The following is a 19,957-nucleotide window of genomic DNA, read 5'->3' as shown; positions in this document are numbered from 1 at the left end:
TACATTTCCTTATATCTCAGGCTTTGTTATATAAGGCTTTCGCTTTACCCGTCGTTTTCAGACGTAATAAATAAGATAATTCCGCCCAGAACCCCGGTACGCGTAATATTTTACGCTGCACGTTTTTTGCATCCTGGCACAATTCCAGATTATTTGAGGTTGACACGCCGCCCATTGAAAATTCAGATACCAGCCCTTTAATACGACGGAACGGATAACCGGATTTGTACAGGCTGGCGGCCAGGGCATAATCGGACGATACTTTATATTGCAAATCGTAAGGCTGCTTTTTCAGGCCACTCATCGGAAAGAAAATAGCCTGATGGCTGGCCGGCAGGCTATGGTAGATATACCAGCCGGGCTTCGCGCCCCGCAGCACTTTTTTCCCATCACCGAAATCAAGCAGCGCATCACCGATAAACATGGCGTCCTCTTTCTGGCGCGCCAGCTGACGGGCAAATAACGCCACGTCTTCATGGAACACGTCGCCGGAGTTGAGGAAGATGGCGTAACGGCCCTGCGCCATCGCGATGCCTTTATTCATCGCATCGTAAATGCCTTTATCTTTCTCACTGATGAAGCGCAAGTTGAACTCACCGTTGAGTTTTTCCAGAAACTCTGCCGTGCCGTCGTTCGAGCCGCCATCGACCACGATCCACTCAAAGGTGAGGCTCGGATCGCGCGCCAGGTTGCGCAGCGAGCGCCAGGTTTTTACCACCCCTTCGTAATTACGAAAAGCGACAGTAATGACGCTAAGAAACATAAATCACCTCATTTCGTCATACGCTCGTAATATTTAGCGCCTTGCGCAAAATAAACGGACAGACAATCAAGAAAGCATATTCCGGGCTAAATATTGACCCCGTAAAGAACAACGACACCGGTGTGAACAGATAAAGCTGCACGCGAAAGTTTTGGTTATCACCAAACGCGTTAATCATCATTTTGAAAACTTTAAACAGATACCACAGCGTCAACAGTACGGCGAACCAGGAAAAATAAATAATTAACAGATACAGACCATTGTCTATGGTTTTACCGACATCCGCACCGTTAAAGATTCCGAATGATGCAACATATTCGTAAAGTGAGCCGAATCTTACTACACCATCAATATGGGTTAAGGAATAACCCACCATCACCAGTGGACCGATGATGCGATAATAGGACGACGAGCCTTCCGTTCCCAAATCACCCAGGCGTTCTGAGATGTACGGAAACGCAAATATTACGCCCACTAAAAACACCGTCAGGGAGATAATCGCCAGCGGCAGTTTTTTCTTAATCGCCTCTTTGTTCAGGTACTGGAACGCCCACTCCAGCAGGTAAAACAGGATAAACGTCATTACCCCGGAGAACGACCCAGACAGAACGATTCCTGCAAGAATCATAGCATCGGTTTTAGGGGTTTTGATACCGAACTGTTTGATGCTGAGCCAAATTGAGATTAATGCCAGAGCAAAGAACGCCGGTTCAAAATAGAGCGCAGTGGTTCGCTTGCCGCCAAACTTAATGAAGTTCAGTACATAGCTGTTACTGTATATAAGATATTTCGAAATTATTTCCATCAGGCTACTGCCGCCCGTCAAAATAATTTGCGCCATCTCCAGTGCCGCAAGCACAACAATCATCCCAACGACAATATAAAAGAACCTGAGGATTTTCCTATAATTGTGCGGCGAGATAGTTTTAAAGCGAATACTCCAGACCATGCCGATAATTATGACGATATAAACAAACAGCATGGTGGAGGTGACATATTTGCTGGCGTCCAGCGACTGGCCAAAGATGTAGTTAAACGCCGTCAGGCCAAACCCGATGCCCAGCGCAATCATCAGCTTTTTGAGGTTGAGCCTGTCAACGTAAAGCAACAGCAGAACCGGCAGGAAGGTGACGATGGTGATCGGGAAGCTTTCGCCGAGCTGGGCAATCTTGACGTTGACCAGCAGGTAGATCAGCGGCAGCAGCAGATAGCTACAGATTCTGATAGAACGAGACATACTCCTCCAGCATCTGTTGTCCACTGTAGGCCTTGCGGCTGCGGTTGCGGAACGATTCCAGGTCGGTGCCAAAAACGGCGTGAGCAATGTCGGCCTTCGGCATCTGCACCAGCGGCAGCACCTCGTTTTCGCTGAAGGTTTTTCCGCCTGATTTCTCCAGCACTTCACGCGCCGCGTCGCTGTGGGTTGCGATAACCGGCACGCCAATAGAGAGCGCTTCGCACAGGATCAGCGGATAGTTGTCCACTCGCGAGCTGAACACCAGCGCGTCCATGCCGTTGAGGGCGCTCATCAGCTTGCGCTTGTCGGTTTCGAACCCGTGATTTACCACGTTCGCCCCTTCAAACGGGGAAAATTTGCCGAAGGTGTGCAGTTCAATCCTGTCGCCGAGCGCCATCATGTCGCGCACCAGCTGCTGGTTGGTTTTACCGTCGTAGCGCAGATCGTGGGCGACGATGGCGATTTTCGGCCGGCCCGCCGTTTCCGCCACCGGCGTCAGTTCCGCCAGAATCTCTTCCGTCGCCACGTCGATACCGTTGTTAATAATCCTGCAGCGCCCAGCCCCGTACAGGCTGTTGAAGGCGTCCGCCACGTGCTGGCTTGGGGAAATAAAGGTACAGCCGAGCGCGAGCATGTCGCGGAACAGCTGACGCTTACCGTCAACCAGCTGGTGCGCGCGATCCACCTTCACCGGCGGATAGTTGCTCAGGGTCGGGCACTTCTGGCAGGCGTTTTTCCAGCCTTCACAGCCGTCGGTAAAGGCGCAGCGGCCGGTCACGCTCCAGTGATCGTGCAGCGTCCAGACGAATCGGACGTCCGGCTTATGCGCTTTTACCTTGCCGCAAAACGCCACCACCTCTTCCAGATTCAGCCAGTAGCTGTGCAGCACGTGAAAGTGCAGCACAACCGGGCCGCTGGTGCGGGTAACGGTGCGATAGAGATTATTCAGGTTGCCGAACAGGTCGCGGTTAAACAGGCGGAACAGCGCAATATTGGCGATGGAGGTCAGACGCGGCGTCTGCTTCAGCACCTGCGGATAGTTGTCATGGCTGACGCTTTTCTTGCCGCCTTTGCCGTAACCGTAAACAAAGCGCGACTGTAACCCTTTTTGCAGCGCGCGCTGGTGCAGATCCAGCGCTACGCCAGCCGCCCCGCCCTCGGCGAGGCGCACGTTAAATTGCAGAATGTTCATTTAATCACCTTCACGCGGGCTTTTTCGCCCACTACCAGCGCGTTGTCCGGAATGCTGTCCAGCACCACGCTGCCTGCGCCAATCGTCACGTTATTGCCCACGGTAATATCACCAACGATCACCACGTTCGCGCCCAGCTCGACGTTATTGCCGATTACCGGACATGCCAGGCTGTCCGGCCCGCGGTTGCCGATCGTTACCGCGTGGCGAATGGTGAAATCATCGCCCGCGACAACGAATTTGTTGATGACAACCCCATAGCCGTGGTGAATGGTAAAGCGGCGGCCAATGGTGGCGGCAGCCTGAATTTCGTAGCCAAAAAAGCATTCGGTGATGATGCGGTAGAGCACCAGCACCGGCGCGGCCCAGAGGTTATTTAAGACATTTTTCTTGCGCCACACGGAGCAAAAGTGCGCTATGCGGTAGGCCAGAACCATGCAGCACGGGCGCAGGCTCCAGCTGTTTGCGCGGCAATCTTCCAGAAACATTATTTCCCCCGAAGTCCATCGGCCAGACGCTTGCCGTTACGCACGGACAGCAGCGTCAGCAGGGTGCGCCAGTTCATGCGCTTGTTGCGGATCTGATAGAGGGTAAAGAGCTGATACTTCCGGCTGGCACGGTCAAACTTGTCCTTGTGCTTGCGGTAAAAGTGGAAGTAGCCCGAGAATTTTTTCGGTGACGAGGTGATTTGCATCTCCCCGTGGTTGATGTGCAGGATCTGCGTGGCCTCTTCCACCTTCCACGGCTCGCCGTACTCCACCACCATGCGCAGGAAGATGTCGTAGTCCTGCGCGGCCTTCAGTTCAGTATCGAACAGGCACTCCTTAAAGCGCCATGCCCAGGTAAAGACCTGATTGCCAATAATGTTGCGCTTGTAGAACAGGCGGCGGGAATACGGCGATTTTGGATACAGCGGCAGGCTTGCCGGCTGGGAGTACACCTCGCCCTGACAGACATAGTCGTTGGCATACAAAAACGCGTGGGTCACCAGCTGCGCCTTGTGCGACAGGAAGATCGACAGACGGTTTGGTGTCCATTCGTCATCGTCGTCGATGCCGGTGAGATACTGCCCTTTCGCCTGCATAATCGCCTGGTTGCGCACCGCGCACGCCCCGGAGTTGATGGCGTTGTGCGTGTACATCACGCGCGGATCGTTCAGGTCTTCGACAAATTTTTGCAGCTGTTCGTAAGAGGAGGAACAGTCATCCACGATGATAAGTTCCCAGTTATCGTAGTCCTGACGCAGTACCGATTTAATCGCGCGGATCGCCAGCTGCTGACGATTCCATGTCGGCATATAGATAGAAATTAAAGGGCGTTGTGTGGTCATATTTTCCTCCTACCCCTCACCCCGGCCCTCTCCCCACAGGGGAGAGGGTGAAAGGCCGCACCGAACAGTCCCCTCTCCCTTCAGGGGAGAGGGTTAGGGTGAGGGGTGTGGGGTGTGTTTTGTTATTTACTGTCAGACTTATATTCGTACTCGTAATAACCGTAATCCTGATAGCCCGTCGCGCGGCGGAAGATGGAGTTCAGGATCACCCCCTTCACCTCAATACCGTTCTGCTCGAAGCGGCTCAGGCTGGTTTCCACTTCCTTCAGGGTGTTCACCGCGTAGCGTGCGACCATCAGCGTGGTGCCCGCGTGGCGTCCGACCACGGCGGCATCGGTCACGGCCAGAATCGGCGGCGTATCGATCAGCACCAGGTCATAGTTTTTGCTCGCCCACTCAATCAGCTGCGTGAAGCGCTCGCTCATCAGCAGTTCAGACGGGTTCGGCGGTACCTGGCCGCGCGGGATCAGGTCAAATTTCGGAATCGAGGTCGGCTTGGCGCTCTCGCTGATTTCCCCTTTACCGAGCAGGATCTCCGACAGGCCGTTAACGTTGTTGGTGCCCAGCAGCTCGTGGGTGTAGCCCTTACGCATATCGCAGTCGATCAGCAGCACGCGCTTGTTAGTCTGGCTCACCACCGCCGCCAGGTTGGCACAGACGAAGGTTTTACCAATTGACGGGCTTACGCCGGTCATCATCAGAACGTTGTTTTTGGCCTGCATCATGGCGAAGTGGAGGCTGGTACGCAGGCTGCGTACCGCTTCAATCGCCAGATCGGTCGGGTTACCCACGGCCAGCAGCTGGCTCTGCTTGTAGCGCTTAACGCCCTTGACGGTTTTGACGCTGTCACGGGACTTCTGCCACTCGGAGAGCGGAATGCTCGCGTAAACGCTGATGCCGTTCTCTTCCAGCACCTGCGGGCTTTCGATACCGCGGTTGAACAGGGAGCGCAGCAGCACGCCGACGATAGAGAGCATCAGGCCCAGAATAATGCTGCCGAGGATAATCAGCGCTTTCTTCGGCTTCAGCACGCCAGGCTGGGTGATCGCCGGGTCAACGATACGCACGTCGCCGACGGTGCTGGCCTCGGTGATTTTCAGCTCCTGCTGTTTGTTCAGCAGCTGCATGTAGACCTGCTGGCCGGATTCCACATCACGCGTCAGGCGCACGATTTCCTGCTGCGTCTTCGGCATCGCGGTTACGCGGTCGTTCAGCTTCGCTTTTTCTTCTTCCAGGGTACGACGTTTCTCCAGCAGCGTGCGGTAGGCCGGGTGACGTTTGGTGTAGAGCTTGGAAATTTCCGCCTCTTTGAAGGTCAGCTCGTTGAGCTGCGCATCAATATTGACCATTGAGTCGAGAACCGATTTCGCCTCCAGCGGCAGGTCGACGGAGTCTTTATCCTGACGGTAAGCGTTCAGCTTGTTCTCGGCGTCGTCCAGACGCGCGCGCACTTCCGGCAGCTGTTTGCTGAGGAACGCCAGGCTTTTCGCCGCTTCCGCAGACTTGCGCTCAATATTCTGCTCAAGGTAGTTGCGGGTGATGCTGTTCAGGATGTCGCGGATTTTGTCCTTATCTTCACCGGTGAAGGTCATGCTCAGAACACCGGTGTCCTTGCCGTTTTCGGTGACGGTGAGGTTGTTTTGCAGGTTGTTGATCATCCCGAGGGTAGAGAATTTAGTAACCGTAAACTCGCCGCCCTCGTGCGCGTTGATGGCACCTACCCTGAAGCTGACGCCGTCTTTGGTCAGCATCTGCCCCACTTCACCGCGCGCGCTGAAGCCCGCGTCGCTGGTCAACTGATACTGTTTTGGCCCCAGCACGGTAAGGGTAAAGACCTGGTCCCCTGCCCCTTTTGGTATCACGAAGTCGGTGACTTTTACCGTATCGTTACTGCGCCCCATCAGGCGATCCCAGCCTGCACCAAACACCGGGAAGGTGTTTTTCGTAACCGCAATATCCAGCCCCAGATCGTGAACCGTTTTGCCCAGCACCAGGCGCGACTGGATCAGCTGAATTTCGGCTTCCGATGCCGGTGGCTTGTTGGCCAGCGCCGAGCCGATATCCTGAACCAGCGAGTTACCGGTGTTTTGTTCAATCTGCACCAGCGCGTCGGCGCTGTAGATTGGCGTCGCGAACAGCGTATATATGACCGCCGCCACGGCAAAGACGGCGGTAATACCCAGCACCCACCATTTCGCTTCAATAACGGTGCCGACCAGGCGACCGATATCAATTTCATCACTGCCCGACGTCGGGGCGGCAGAAGCTTTTGTTTTTTCTGTCATTGTTATCCCTGCTGAGCTTTCAGTGCCTGCGCCCACTGGCGGGCAGACTGGTCTAGTAAGGTGTATACCGCCTCAAAGGCCTCGCGGCTCTTGCGATACGGATCGGGAATTTCGCGCTCACCGTCCCAGTGACCAAACAGCATCACCTTGCCGCGCATCTCCGGTGCGATATCGCACAGCGCGTGAATGTGGCGTTTTTCCATCGCGAGGATCAGGTCATATTCCCGGCACATCCGGCCAGAGACCTGACGGGCAACGTGCCCGTCGAGTGAGAGGTTATGTTCGAGGGCTACGCTTGAGGCGCGCTCGTCGGCGCCTTTACCAACCAGCGCCCCCAGCCCTGCGGAGTCGACCGTTAACCCAGGCTGGTAATTTTTCAGCAGCCTTTCAGCCGTGGGGGAACGGCAAATGTTCCCCACGCACACCACCAGAATTTTGTTAAACATCGCGGCTTACCAGGTATGAATGTCGCTCGCCGTATCCGTCATGTAGCGAACGCCACTGATGGTAGGCAGCAACTGGTTGATCGGACGGTTCCAGCGGGCAACCGGCGCGGTGGTGACATAGACCACATCGTACGGCTGCAGGCGGAACGCCGTAGCCATGACCAGGGACGTCGCGTCGGACATATCCAGCTGGTAGATGTTGGCAATCTTGCCTTTCGCGTTCTCGCCCTTGATCGGACGGATCACGAAGATACCGCTGGCGTTGGAGGCGGTCAGATCGATGCCTTCCGCATTGCCCAGCGCTTCGGTCAGGGTCATACCGCTGAAGTCCATCTTGAGGGTGCTCTGTTTCTTCACTTCACCCATCACGAACACTTTCAGATCGTCGTTGCGCGGTACGTACAGAATGTCGCCCGGATAGAGCAGGCGGTTCTGGGTCAGGTCGCCGTTTTGCATCAGCGCCTGGAGGGAGATGCGCTGCTCTTTACCGTTGTGGGTGAGCACCACGTTGCGCCAGTCGGCGCCGTCGGTTAAACCACCCGCGGCGTTGATCGCATCCAGTACCGTGAGCGGTACGTTGGTAATGGCCTGCTGACCGGACTTATTGACCTGGCCGGAGATATAGGCTTTCTGGGATCGGAACGCGGCGATATTAACGTCCACCTGCGGGTCAGCAATGTACTGCGCTAAGCGGCCGGTAATATCACTACGGATCTCAGCAAGCGTTTTGCCCGCAACATGCACTTTGCCAATGTAGGGATAGAACATGGTGCCATCGGACTGTACCCAGTTACCGGTGTCGCTTGAGCTGCGGTACTGGCCCGCAGGGGTGGTCAGTTCCGGGTGATCCCAGACGGTGACGTTAATCACGTCGCCGGGACCTACGCGGTACTGATAAGACGCAATTTCCTGGTCCAGAGACATATTTGGCTGAGCAACATTTGGACGTGGGCGTAATTGTTCCACCAGACGTGGGGTTAATGGATACACATTCACCATTTTGTCGAGATCAAAATCAGCGTCCTGCTGCTTAATCACATCCTTGCCCATTGTTGACATATTGCTGCCGGGAAAGACCGTGCAACCACTCATCAAGGTCACAGACACCAATAATGGCATCAATTTCATTTTGGATTTCATCATTGATTATTTATCACTTTGGCAGAGTAATTATCCTGTGCAATTTAAATAAGCGCGGGTCGTGGTGACAATCAGAATGCAGTTAATCATTTAGCAATTTAACTGGCATCAGTCCTAAAAAAAGCTTATTCATCCATTGACTATTGACAGAATAATTGAGGCTGATTCACACGCTTTCAGGCACGCTACCGCCCTTGGCTTTCAGTTACCAATCCACTGACTAAACAATGCTTTATGGATAGACACCCTCTTAATCAAGGCCATTTGCAAAATATATCAGCCACTTCGAACACGCGGCCGATAAAGAATAAACCTCGCAAAAGGCCAAAACTAAAATAGCAACAAGGAAATTTAACATTTGATGCTGGGAGAATTGTTGCAGCTAACCTAATAGCAGGCAAGGAGACAACCGTCCTAATATTGTTTTTTAAGATTAATATTAATAGCAAAGTTTTGATGTTTTCGGATTTTCTTTATATTGACAAAACAGACGCCAAAACCATTCATTGCGATATATCCTAAATATCGTTCTTCGTAATTAAATCTTCGCAATTAACTTATTTACACCATGGGCAAATTCGGTTTTACCTTGAGGCAGCATTAAGAGAAATCTCAGCTCGGCATTGCAATTTCCCTCGGCTTTATCCATGATCGAAGTGTGACATTAGTCATATAACAGAAGGTATTGTGTTTACTATGGAATGGATTGCCGATCCATCGATCTGGGCCGGGCTGGTGACGCTGGTCGTCATTGAATTAGTGCTCGGCATTGATAACCTGGTGTTTATCGCCATCCTTGCCGATAAATTGCCTCCCTCGCAGCGCGACCGCGCGCGCGTGACGGGCCTGCTGCTCGCCATGGTGATGCGCCTGCTGCTGCTCGCCTCGATATCCTGGCTGGTTACGCTGACCAAACCCCTGTTCAGCGTGCAGAGCATGAGCTTTAGCGCCCGCGACCTGATAATGCTGTTCGGCGGGCTGTTCCTGCTGTTCAAAGCCACGGTAGAGCTTAACGAGCGGCTGGAAGGTAAAGACAGCGAAAATCCCACCCAGCGACGCGGCGCAAAATTCTGGCCGGTGGTGGCGCAAATCGTGGTGCTGGACGCCGTCTTCTCTCTCGACTCCGTGATCACCGCCGTCGGGATGGTGGACCACCTGGCCGTCATGATGGCCGCCGTTATCATCGCCATCACCCTGATGGTGCTGGCGAGTAAAGCCCTGACGCGGTTTGTGAACAGCCACCCCACCATCGTGATCCTGTGCCTGAGCTTCCTGCTGATGATTGGCTTTAGCCTGGTGGCCGACGGATTTGGATTCCATATTCCGAAGGGGTATCTGTACGCCGCGATTGGCTTCTCGGTGCTGATTGAGTTCCTGAACCAGCTGGCCATATTCAACCGCCGCCGTTTCCTTTCTGCGAACCAGACGCTGCGCCAGCGCACCGCAGATACGGTCATGCGCCTGCTGAGCGGCAAAAAAGAGGATGCCGAGCTGGACGCCGAATCCGCTGCGATGCTTGCCGATCACAGCGACGGACAGATATTCAACCCGCAGGAGCGGCGCATGATTGAGCGCGTGCTTAACCTCAACCAGCGCTCGGTCAGCAGCATCATGACCTCCCGCCACGACATTGAGCACGTTGACCTGACGGCACCGGAAGAGCAGATCCGCGCGCTGCTGGATAAAAACCAGCACACCCGGGTGGTGGTTACCGGCGGGGAAGAGGAAGAAGAGCTGCTGGGCGTGGTGCACGTAATCGACCTACTGCAGCAGCAGCTTCACGGCGAGCCGCTCAACCTGCGCGCGCTGGTGCGCCAGCCGCTGGTTTTCCCGGAAGCGCTGCCGTTACTCTCCGCGCTGGAGCAGTTCCGCAACGCGCGTACCCACTTCGCGTTTGTGGTGGATGAATTTGGATCGGTGGAAGGGCTGGTGACGCTCAGCGACGTCATGGAAACCATTGCCGGCAATCTGCCCAATGAAGTTGATGAGATCGACGCCCGCCACGATATCCAGAAGAACGCCGACGGTAGCTGGACCGCGAACGGCCATATGCCGCTTGAGGATCTGGTGCAGTTCGTCCCGCTTCCGCTGGACGAGAAGCGCGAATACCACACCATTGCCGGTTTGCTGATGGAACATCTGCAACGCATTCCGCAGCCGGGGGAAGAAGTACAGGTGGGGGATTACACGATTAAAACGCTGCAGGTAGAGAGCCATCGCGTGCAGAAGGTTCAGCTGATACCGCTGCACGCTGCGGATGAAGCGGATTTTGAGGTGTAAAAAAGCCGGGTAGCGCTGCGCATACCCGGCCTTTTGAAGCGTGGTTTTGCAGGCCGGGAAAGGCGAAGCCGCCGCCCGGCACAACAAACATCAAAGCTTATCCAGCAGTTTTTTCACGTCCTTGCCGGACTGAGACTCCTTATTACGGTCCGCCCAGTCATTCAGCCGACGTTTCGCTTCATCCTGAAGATGCTTACGCAGGATCTGGTCGACCTGCAGGCTGTAGTTCAGCTCCTGCCATTTCCCGTAAACGCTCAGCGGGATCGGCGTCTCTTTCAGGAAATCGACAAGCTCTCCTTCACCTTCCCAGCCGGCCATCACGCGCACCTTGAAGTGGGTGTCCGCCGTCTCTTTCACCAGATCCAGCGCTCCGCTCCCGGTCAGCGCCAGCAGAGACGAGGTCCCCTGCATCCCGTCCAGCGTTAGCTGACCGTTGTCGAGTGCCAGCTCGCTGGTAAAGCTGTCGAGACGGGTTGCGCTGTCGTAGTTCTCGTTCGCCTTCACGCTGCTGCTGCGCTCCACCGCCTGCTGCACCAGCTGCTGGAAGTTCAGCCCCTCCATGCGCGAGTCTTTCAGCTCCACGTGCGCCTTACCCTGCCAGCTGCGGCGGAAGGCGTCAGCATCAATCTTCGTGCCGGAGAAATCCCCCGCCAGCGTCAGCTGCCCCGTAAGGGCAATCGGATAGTTAAAGGCCTTCAGGATCGTGCCAATCTCGACGTTTTCCAGACGCGGCTGGAACGCGGCGCTGGCAACGTCGCTGCGCACGTCCAGGGTGCCCGGCAGCGAAAGGCTCCCGGCACCCATTTTTCCGCTGAGGTCGGAGATAACCAGCAGGCCATTGCGGTTAAACATCTGGCTGCTGACGTCGGTAAAATCAATGCCGCGCCAGCGCACGGTATTGGCCTTCAGCAGAATATCGGCGGTAAACCCGCGCAGGCCGTTGTAGTCAGGCCGATCGAGATTCGAGGAGATCACCGGACGCGACTGCGTTGCCTGGCTTTGACCCACCTGGGTGACGGAGCCATCGGACGCGTTAACCGGCTGAGGCGCAAGCAGGTTCTCCAGATTCAGCCTGTCAAATTGCAGATCCAGCACCCAACTGGGTTTCTCTGCCAGCGTGACGCTCGCCTGCCCCTTCAGGCTACTGTCGTTGGCCTGGAGGTTGAGCGCGTTCAGCTCCAGCTGCTTGCGTTCTTCGTGCCACACCGCCTGCATGGTGCCCTTTCCGGCGATCCCTTTCGTCGGTAAGTCCGCTCCGGTGAGCTGCCAGCTCAACTGCTGAACGTCCGCCGTCAGCTGGTGCGGGTAGTCAGACGCGTTCACGTTGGCGTTTATCGACAGGTTGAGATCCCGCTGATTGCGGTTGATGCGCCCGGAGAACTCCATCGTGGCGTTATGGCTGGCGTCCTGCTCCATTTTGAGATTGATATTGCGTACGGTGATCTGTTCGTCGTCCTCGTGCTGGAAAACCAGCACGCTGTCAGCCACTTTCAGATTAGCAATGTCAAACGACCAGCCGGCATCGGAGGGAACGTCAGGCAGGGTGTTTTCACGCGGCGCGACCGGCGCGTCCGCCTGGCGAACGGCTTCGGTCTGGGGGGTAAGCTGAATCACCGCCCCTTTCAGCATCACCTGATCCACCTGAAGCTGATGCGACAGAAGCGGAATGAGTGAGACATCAAGACGCATATTGTCCGCCGTGACCAGCGGCTGCGCGGCCCCCGGTGCGGTGAGCGACATGCGTCCTGAGAGAATGCTGAGCTGAGGCCAGACGTGCCAGCGCAGCGGCCCGTCCAGCTTGAGTTCATAACCGCTGCGCGCTTCAACCTGCCGCACCATATAAGCACGGAAGTCATTCGGATTAACCAGCAGAACTAACGCTGAAAGGCCAGCCACCAGCACCACCAGCAAAATCATCAGCGTCGTCAGAACTCTTCTCATGGCTTCCTCAGTGAACTTACAAATCAGTCTTTATCGATACGACTGGCAACCGCACCCTGCTGGTCGCGATATTTTGCGTCCTGGCGGCGGTTATAAGGACGGTCTGCCGGGCCTGTCAGCGGTTCAAAGCTCAGCGCACCGATCATCATCCCGGGACGCAGGGCCAGCGGCAGTTTACCGGCATTAAAGAACTCCAGCACGATTCGGCCCGACCAGCCCGGATCGATACGGTGCGCGGTGACGTGCACCATCAGGCCCAGGCGCGCCAGCGATGAACGTCCGTCAAGCCAGCCCACCAGATCCGCAGGCAGGGTGACGGATTCAAAGGTCACCGCCAGCGCCAGCTCACCCGGATGGAGATAAAACGCCTCTCCTTCTTCGATGACGATTTCGTCGCTCATGACGCGATCCAGCGCCGCGCTGACTTCGTCTTTCGGACCGCTCAGGTCGATAAACGGTGCCGTGTGGCCGCTGAAGGTGCGGAATTTATTCCCCAGACGCACGTCAACGGTCACGCCGTTAATACGCTCAACCTGCGGACGCGGGGTGATGGACAGACGGCCTTCATCCAGCCAGGCTTCTATATCGCGGTCACAAAGACGCATGGCACTTTCTCCTTTCGTGCATCGCGCCCTGAAGCCTTACGGGCTCAGGGCAAAACCAGGTTATCTCTGAACGGTACACAATTCACACGGCTTATTCAAAAAACTGACTGATTTTCGCTTTTAAGATATCAATTGCAATACGGTTTTTACCGCCGCGAGGCACGATAATATCGGCGTACTGTTTCGAAGGCTCAATAAATTGCAGGAACATCGGGCGAACGGTCTTTTGATATTGCGCCATCACGGAGTCCATGGAGCGGCCGCGTTCGTTGACGTCGCGTTTGATGCGACGCATCAGGCAGATATCCAGAGGGGTGTCGACGAAAATCGAGAAGTTCATTGATTCGCGCAGGCGGGCGTCGGTGAGCAGCAAAATCCCTTCAAGGATAATGACCTTTTTCGGCTCGATACGGATCGTTTCTCGGGTGCGGGTATGTTCTACGTAGCTGTAGACGGGCAGTTCAATGGCCTCGCCGCGCTTCAGCGCTTCCAGATGCTGGAACAGCAGGCTGTGATCCATTGCACTGGGGTGGTCATAGTTGGTTTTTACGCGCTCTTCCATCGAAAGATGGGATTGATCTTTGTAATAGCTGTCTTCGGGAATAACACCGATATGCTCATCACCTACCTGTTCACGCAGTTCACGATAAAGCGTACTGGCAATAAGACTTTTACCTGAAGCCGATGCGCCGGCGATGCCTATGATGACGCACTGATGAGACTTATCAGTCATAAATTTAGCGACCTGATTAACCTGGATGTAAGGAAGGACGACGCCGGAGCGTCAAACGCGGCAATTATAGGGATTTCGGGGGCGTGATACCAGTCGAATGCGCAGGTTATGCGAGGCGGGCTGAAAAGTGCCGCTTCACGCCCTGAGCGAAATTTTTACGATCGCTTTTTCGACATTTGATCCCCTTTCTTCGCAGAGTAACTATTTTATAAGTCTATGAAGTCAAAATCTGAGCGCTCAGCATATGAATTGTAAAATGTTTGTACTAGCATAAACCAAATTAATGATTTCACGCGTCCGGACCTGGCTCCTGACAACACGGCGTCCCTGGATAGAGCGGTAATGAATAAACAATACCAGCGGGTTTTGGTTACTACCCCACATCCTTTACTGCGACTTGTCTGTCTGGGTCTCGTCACGTTCATTTTTACCCTGTTCTCCCTTGAGCTGACCCGCTTCGGGTCGCTGCTGGCACCGCTGTGGTTCCCGACCTCCATTATGATGGTGGCGTTTTACCGCCATGCGGGAAAAATGTGGCCCGGCATCGCCCTCGCCTGCTCCTTTGGCAATATTTTTGCCTCGTGGATGCTCTTTTCATGGGACGCCATCAACCTAACCTACACGGCGATCAATATTATTGAGGCCTGTATTGGTGCGGTGTTGCTGCGTAAGCTGCTCCCCTGGTATAACCCGCTGCAAAACCTCAACGACTGGATCCGCCTTGCCGTCGGCAGCGCCCTGGTGCCGCCGCTGGTGGGCGGCGTTCTGGTTCATTTTCTGGTGCCGGGCCCGGAGCCGCTGCGCAATTTTCTGTTCTGGGTACTTTCAGAAGCCATCGGCGCGCTGGCGCTGGTACCGTTAGGCCTGCTGTTTAAACCGCATTACCTGCTGCGTCACCGCAACCCGAAGTTGCTGCTGGAAACGCTGGTCACCCTGGTCATCACCCTGGCCCTGAGCTGGACGGCCATCACCTGGCTGCCGTGGCCGTTCACCTGCATCATCGTTTTGCTGATGTGGAGCGCGGTACGCCTGCCGCGAATGGAAGCGTTCCTGATATTTTTATTCACCATCATGATGGTATCCCTGATGATGGTGCGAAACCCGCCCTCCATGACGCCGTCAAACATGATGGTGACGTTCAACGCGCCGTGGCTTCCCTTCCTGATGATGCTCCTGCCGGCCAACGTGATGACGATGGTGATGTATGCCTTTCGCGCCGAGCGTAAACACATTACGGAAAGTGAAGAACGTTTTCGTAACGCGATGGAGTATTCCGCGATTGGTATGGCGCTGGTGGGGATTGAGGGCCAGTGGCTTCAGGCCAACAAGGCGCTTTGCAATTTTCTCGGCTACAGCCAGACGGAGCTCCAGTCGCTCACGTTTCAGCAGCTAACCTGGCCCGAGGATTTACATACTGACCTGGAACAGCTGGGACAGCTGATCAACGGAGAGATCAACAGCTACAGCCTCGAAAAGCGCTACTATACCCGCAACGGCGAGGTGGTCTGGGCGCTGCTGGCCGTCTCCGTTGTTCGCCATGCCGACGGCACGCCGCTCTACTTTATTGCCCAGATAGAAGACATCAACGACCTGAAACAGACCGAGTGGGTGAATAAGCGCCTGATGGAGCGCATCACGCTCGCCAACGAAGCCGGTGGGATTGGCATCTGGGAATGGGACCTGGAGCCGGACGTGATCAGCTGGGATAAGCGCATGTTTGAGCTGTACGAGATCCCTTCGCATATCAAGCCCACCTGGCAGCTCTGGCATGACGCCATCGTGCCGGAAGATCGCACGAACGCCGAACGGGTGCTGCGCGAGTCCCTCCAGGCGAGGGTGCCCTTCAAGCTGGAGTTTCGCATCCGCGTTAAGGGGGGCATTCGCCACATTCGTTCGCTGGCAAACCGGGTGCTGAACAAACACGGCCAGGTGGAACGCCTGCTGGGCATCAATATGGACATGACCGAGGTGAAGCAGCTTAACGAGGCGCTGTTCCAGGAAAAAGAGCGTCTGCACATTACCCTCGACTCCATCGGCGAAGCGGTGCTCTGCACCGACATCGACATGAACGTCACCTTTATGAACCCGGTCGCCGAGAAGATGAGCGGCTGGACGCAAAACGACGCGCTGGGTCAGCCCGTGCTGAAGGTGCTGCACATTACCTTCGGCGAGAATGGCCCGCTGATGGAGAACATCCACAGCGGGGATATGTCCCGTACCGATATCGAACAGGACGTGGTGCTTAACTGCCGGAACGGCGGCAGCTTCGACATTCACTACAGCATCACGCCGCTGAGCACCCTGGACGGTCACAATATCGGCTCGGTGCTGGTGATTCAGGACGTGACCGAGTCGCGCAAAATGCTGCGCCAGCTGAGCTACAGCGCCTCCCATGACGCCCTCACCCGGCTGGCGAACCGCGTAAGTTTCGAAAACCACCTTAAGCGCCTGCTGCAGACGGTACACGAGACGCATCAGCGCCACGCGCTGGTCTTTATCGACCTTGACCGCTTTAAGGCCGTGAACGATACGGCAGGCCACGCGGCAGGCGACGCCCTCCTGCGCGAGCTGTCTTCGCTAATGCTGACGATGCTGCGCTCCAGCGACGTGCTGGCGCGCCTGGGGGGCGACGAGTTTGGCCTGCTGCTCCCGGACTGCAACGTCGAAAGCGCGCGTTATATTGCGGGCCGGCTGATCGACGCTATCAATAACTACCATTTTTCCTGGGAGGGACGCCTGCACCGCATCGGCGCCAGCGCAGGTATTACGCTGATTGACGATAACAATCGTCTGGCCGCGGAAGTGATGTCGCAGGCCGACATCGCCTGTTACGCCTCGAAAAACAGCGGACGCGGCGTCGTCACCGTGTATGAACCCCAGCAGGAGCGGATCCACAGCATGCGCAGCATGATGTCGCTGGACGAGCAGTGGCACACGATTAAGGATAATCATCTGCTGATGATCGCGCGCAGCGTTGCCTCGCCGCGCGTGCCCGAGAGCAGCAGCTTCTGGCTGCTCTCAATGCGCCTGTGGACCAGCCAGGGCGAAGTGCTGGAAGAGCACGCCTTCCGCGCGGGGCTGGCGGAGCCGGAGCTGCTGCACGCCCTGGACCGGCGTATTTTCAGCGACTTTTTCCGCACCCATGCCGCGCAGGTGGCGGCGAAAGGGATGGGCGTCGCGCTGCCGCTGTCAGAAGCGGGTTTAGCCAGCGTTACGCTGGTGGACGAACTGCTCGACCTGATTGCACGCGGTCCGCTGCCGGCGCGTCTGCTGCATCTGATGATATCCGTCGACGTGCTGAGCAATGCGGACGAAAACGTGCAGCAGGGCCTGCAAAAGCTTCGTCACGCCGGCTGTCGGGTGGTGTTAACCCGCGTGGGGCGCGATATCAACGTTTTCAGCCGCCTCAGCGCCAGCACCGCAGACTATCTGCTGCTGGATACGGACGTGGTGACGAACGTTCACGGCAACCTGATGGACGAGATGATGGTAACGATCGTTCAGGGTCACGCCCAGCGTCTGGGGCTAAAAACCATTGCCGGGCCGTGTAACCAGTCGATCATGATGGACACGCTGTCAGTCATCGGCATTGACTATATCTTCGGCGATACCATCGGAGAAGCGCAGCTGCTCGATCTACTGCTTAACACCAGCTATTTCGCCATCAACTGACGGCGACCAGCCGTCGGTATACCAGATATGTAACAGCGCATACGAGCGCCACGGCTGCCAGCGTTCGGCATAGCGACGGATCTGAGCAGGCGTCATTCCGGCAAAACGCTGCTTAATCAGGTAATCATCCGGCAGAAAAACATCCTTCGCCTGCCAGCCGCGCAGGGCCAGATAGCTGGCGGTCCAGCGCCCGATGCCTGGCCGCTGCTGTAAAGCCTTCAACCCGGCCTCGATATCCGCAGGCGGGAAGAGCGGAAAGTCACCGTCCACTACCGACTTCGCCAGATGAATCAGCGACTCCGCACGCTTCAGCGGCATCCCGAGGGCCTTAAGCGCCAGAGGATCCGCAGCAGCGACCGCCTCTGGCGAAGGAAAGCAGAGATACCCCGGCGCGTCCGCAATTGGTTCGCCGCACAGCGCCACCACCCGCGACGCCAGCTTTGCCGCCATCGCCACGCTCACCAGCTGGCCGAGAATGGCGCGCACGCCCTGCTCCCAGGCATCCACGGCGCCCGGCAAACGTAGCCCCGGACGTGCCGTACCGAGCTCGCCGAGGGTCTGCGCTATCCGCTGCGGATCGCAGGATAGATCGAACAGGCGGGCAATGCGGTCAAGACATGTTTCCGCCACCGGGATCAGGCCCGGGCTCAGCGTCACGGCCAGCGTATGGGTTGCGCAGTCCGGCGTGACGCGAAAAACGCCCTGATGCCCCTCGTAGCCGAAGCTCCGCTCGTAGTAATCGTCCGTAACGGTCTCCACCCCCGTGACCGCACGCGCCGCAAGAAAGCCAAACATCCACTGCCAGTCGTAGGGGGGTTGCCAGTTCAGGGTGTACATCGTCTCTCCTTTTTTGTTCACCTCAGCATAAACCGAAAGACCGCGTTGCGCCTTGCTTTCATATTCCTGTTGTCGCCTGGCAGACATTTCGCTAAAGTCTCGCCCCTTCTCACCGGCATGGGGATTTATCGTGTTTATTGGATTCGACTACGGCACCGCAAACTGCTCGGTTGCCATCATGCAAAACGGACACCCGCAGCTCCTGAAAATGGAAAACGGCAGTACGCTGCTGCCCTCCATGCTCTGTGCGCCCACGCGCGAAGCGGTAAGCGAGTGGCTGTTCCGCCACCATCAGGTGCCGGCCACCGCGGCTGAATCGCAGGCGCTTCTGCGTCGGGCCGTCAGCTTCAACCGGGAAGAAGATATTGAGGTTACGCCGTCCAGCGTGCAGTTCGGCCTCTCCTCCCTCGGACACTACATTGAGGATCCGGAAGAAGTTTACTTCGTTAAATCGCCTAAATCCTTCCTGGGCGCCAGCGGGCTGAAGCCGCAGCAGGTCGCGATGTTCGAAGACCTGGTGTGCGCCATGATGCTGCACATCCGCAATCAGGCCCAGTCTCAGGTGCCGGACGCCATCACCCAGGCCGTGATTGGTCGCCCAATCAACTTCCAGGGGCTGGGTGGCGACGAGGCTAACCGGCAGGCGCAGGGGATCCTCGAGCGCGCGGCGCACCGGGCAGGCTTTCGCGACGTGGTGTTCCAGTATGAGCCGGTTGCCGCGGGGCTGGATTTTGAAGCCACGCTGGCGGAAGAAAAACGCGTGCTGGTTGTGGACATTGGCGGCGGTACCACCGACTGCTCGCTGCTGCTGATGGGGCCGCAGTGGCACCACCGCCGCGACCGCGAAAACAGCCTGCTGGGGCACAGCGGCTGCCGCGTGGGCGGTAACGATCTGGATATCGCCCTGGCGTTCAAGAGCCTGATGCCGCTGCTCGGCATGGGTGGACAGACCGAAAAAGGAATCGCCCTGCCGATCCTGCCGTGGTGGAACGCCATCGCGATCAACGACGTGCCCGCACAGAGTGATTTTTACAGCACCGCCAACGGCCGTTTCCTGAACGATCTGGTGCGCGACGCGCAGGATGCGGAGAAGGTCGCGCTGCTGTATAAGGTGTGGCGTCAGCGTCTGAGCTACCGCGTGGTACGTACTGCCGAAGAGAGCAAAATTGCCCTTTCCGATCGTCCTGAGCATACCGCTTCGCTGCCGTTCATCAGCGACGATCTGGCGACGGCTATCACCCAGGACGGTCTGGAGCTGGCGCTCGCCCAGCCGCTGCAGCGCATTCTGGAGCAGGTACAGCTGGCGCTGGATAACGGCAAGGTGAAGCCGGATGTTATCTACCTGACTGGCGGTAGCGCCCGTTCACCGCTTATCAAAAAAGCGCTGGCGGAACAGCTGCCGGGCATTCCGATTGCCGGTGGCGATGACTTTGGCTCCGTTACGGCAGGACTGGCCCGCTGGGCGCAGGTGATGTTTAGCTAGCGTTGGGGCGGTC

The 19,957-nt window shown here is 56.5% G+C and carries 15 protein-coding genes; 3 read left to right on the top strand and 12 right to left on the bottom strand.

Annotated features, from left to right (window positions below; genetic code table 11):
* Positions 1 to 16 precede the first annotated feature (16 nt).
* The 8 genes from wcaE to HWQ14_RS12855 all read right to left on the bottom strand — a co-directional run bounded on the left by wcaE (position 17) and on the right by HWQ14_RS12855 (position 8,396).
* Positions 17 to 763, bottom strand: a complete 747-nt coding sequence (wcaE, locus tag HWQ14_RS12890) for a colanic acid biosynthesis glycosyltransferase WcaE (protein WP_176609933.1) — start codon at positions 761 to 763, stop codon at positions 17 to 19.
* A 16-nt stretch (positions 764 to 779) separates the two neighbouring features.
* Entirely contained in the window at positions 780 to 2,000 is a 1,221-nt protein-coding gene (gene wcaD, locus HWQ14_RS12885; RefSeq protein WP_148418239.1) for a colanic acid polymerase WcaD, read from the bottom strand.
* Entirely contained in the window at positions 1,975 to 3,192 is a 1,218-nt protein-coding gene (gene wcaC, locus HWQ14_RS12880) for a colanic acid biosynthesis glycosyltransferase WcaC (RefSeq protein ID WP_176609932.1), read from the bottom strand. The genes wcaD and wcaC overlap by 26 nt, the downstream gene beginning before the upstream one ends.
* On the bottom strand, positions 3,189 to 3,680 hold the full coding sequence (wcaB, locus tag HWQ14_RS12875) for a colanic acid biosynthesis acetyltransferase WcaB (protein ID WP_148418241.1): 492 nt from the start codon (positions 3,678 to 3,680) through the stop codon (positions 3,189 to 3,191). The genes wcaC and wcaB overlap by 4 nt, the downstream gene beginning before the upstream one ends.
* On the bottom strand, positions 3,680 to 4,522 hold the full coding sequence (wcaA, locus tag HWQ14_RS12870) for a colanic acid biosynthesis glycosyltransferase WcaA (protein ID WP_017693085.1): 843 nt from the start codon (positions 4,520 to 4,522) through the stop codon (positions 3,680 to 3,682). The genes wcaB and wcaA overlap by 1 nt, the downstream gene beginning before the upstream one ends.
* 122 nt (positions 4,523 to 4,644) lie before the next feature.
* Positions 4,645 to 6,807 (bottom strand): tyrosine-protein kinase Wzc, encoded by a 2,163-nt coding sequence (gene wzc / locus HWQ14_RS12865; RefSeq protein ID WP_176609931.1) that lies wholly within the window; start codon positions 6,805 to 6,807, stop codon positions 4,645 to 4,647.
* A 2-nt stretch (positions 6,808 to 6,809) separates the two neighbouring features.
* On the bottom strand, positions 6,810 to 7,253 hold the full coding sequence (gene wzb / locus HWQ14_RS12860) for a low molecular weight protein-tyrosine-phosphatase Wzb (protein WP_148418243.1): 444 nt from the start codon (positions 7,251 to 7,253) through the stop codon (positions 6,810 to 6,812).
* A gap of 6 nt (positions 7,254 to 7,259) precedes the next feature.
* The gene (locus tag HWQ14_RS12855; protein ID WP_176609930.1) at positions 7,260 to 8,396 is read right to left on the bottom strand and encodes a polysaccharide export protein; all 1,137 of its coding nucleotides are present in this window, start codon (positions 8,394 to 8,396) and stop codon (positions 7,260 to 7,262) included.
* Between the two features lie 693 nt (positions 8,397 to 9,089).
* On the opposite strand from HWQ14_RS12855, the gene HWQ14_RS12850 reads away from it, so the two are divergent.
* A complete protein-coding gene (locus HWQ14_RS12850; protein WP_148418294.1) occupies positions 9,090 to 10,673 on the top strand; it encodes a TerC family protein in 1,584 nt (527 codons plus the stop codon).
* A gap of 90 nt (positions 10,674 to 10,763) precedes the next feature.
* Here HWQ14_RS12850 and asmA read toward each other — a convergent pair whose 3' ends face one another.
* From asmA to udk, 3 genes are all read right to left on the bottom strand, one after another.
* Entirely contained in the window at positions 10,764 to 12,614 is a 1,851-nt protein-coding gene (asmA, locus tag HWQ14_RS12845) for an outer membrane assembly protein AsmA (RefSeq protein ID WP_176609929.1), read from the bottom strand.
* A 23-nt stretch (positions 12,615 to 12,637) separates the two neighbouring features.
* A complete protein-coding gene (dcd, locus tag HWQ14_RS12840; RefSeq protein ID WP_176609928.1) occupies positions 12,638 to 13,219 on the bottom strand; it encodes a dCTP deaminase in 582 nt (193 codons plus the stop codon).
* A 91-nt stretch (positions 13,220 to 13,310) separates the two neighbouring features.
* Positions 13,311 to 13,952 (bottom strand): uridine kinase, encoded by a 642-nt coding sequence (gene udk, locus HWQ14_RS12835; protein WP_148418246.1) that lies wholly within the window; start codon positions 13,950 to 13,952, stop codon positions 13,311 to 13,313.
* 342 nt (positions 13,953 to 14,294) lie between these two features.
* On the opposite strand from udk, the gene HWQ14_RS12830 reads away from it, so the two are divergent.
* Entirely contained in the window at positions 14,295 to 17,624 is a 3,330-nt protein-coding gene (locus HWQ14_RS12830) for a diguanylate cyclase (protein ID WP_176609927.1), read from the top strand.
* On the opposite strand, the gene alkA is transcribed toward HWQ14_RS12830, so the two are convergent.
* Positions 17,589 to 18,461 (bottom strand): DNA-3-methyladenine glycosylase 2, encoded by an 873-nt coding sequence (gene alkA, locus HWQ14_RS12825; RefSeq protein WP_176609926.1) that lies wholly within the window; start codon positions 18,459 to 18,461, stop codon positions 17,589 to 17,591. The two genes, HWQ14_RS12830 and alkA, sit on opposite strands and share 36 nt — an antisense overlap.
* Before the next feature lie 130 nt (positions 18,462 to 18,591).
* Here alkA and yegD point away from each other — a divergent pair, with 130 nt between their 5' ends.
* Complete coding sequence (gene yegD, locus HWQ14_RS12820; protein WP_176609925.1) at positions 18,592 to 19,944, top strand: molecular chaperone; 1,353 nt, start codon at positions 18,592 to 18,594, stop codon at positions 19,942 to 19,944.
* Positions 19,945 to 19,957: the final 13 nt, after the last annotated feature.

It is taken from the genome of Enterobacter cloacae, assembly GCF_013375935.1.
In the GTDB taxonomy this organism is placed as follows: domain Bacteria; phylum Pseudomonadota; class Gammaproteobacteria; order Enterobacterales; family Enterobacteriaceae; genus Enterobacter; species Enterobacter pasteurii.
This window is presented reverse-complemented; position numbering and strand designations above follow the sequence as displayed.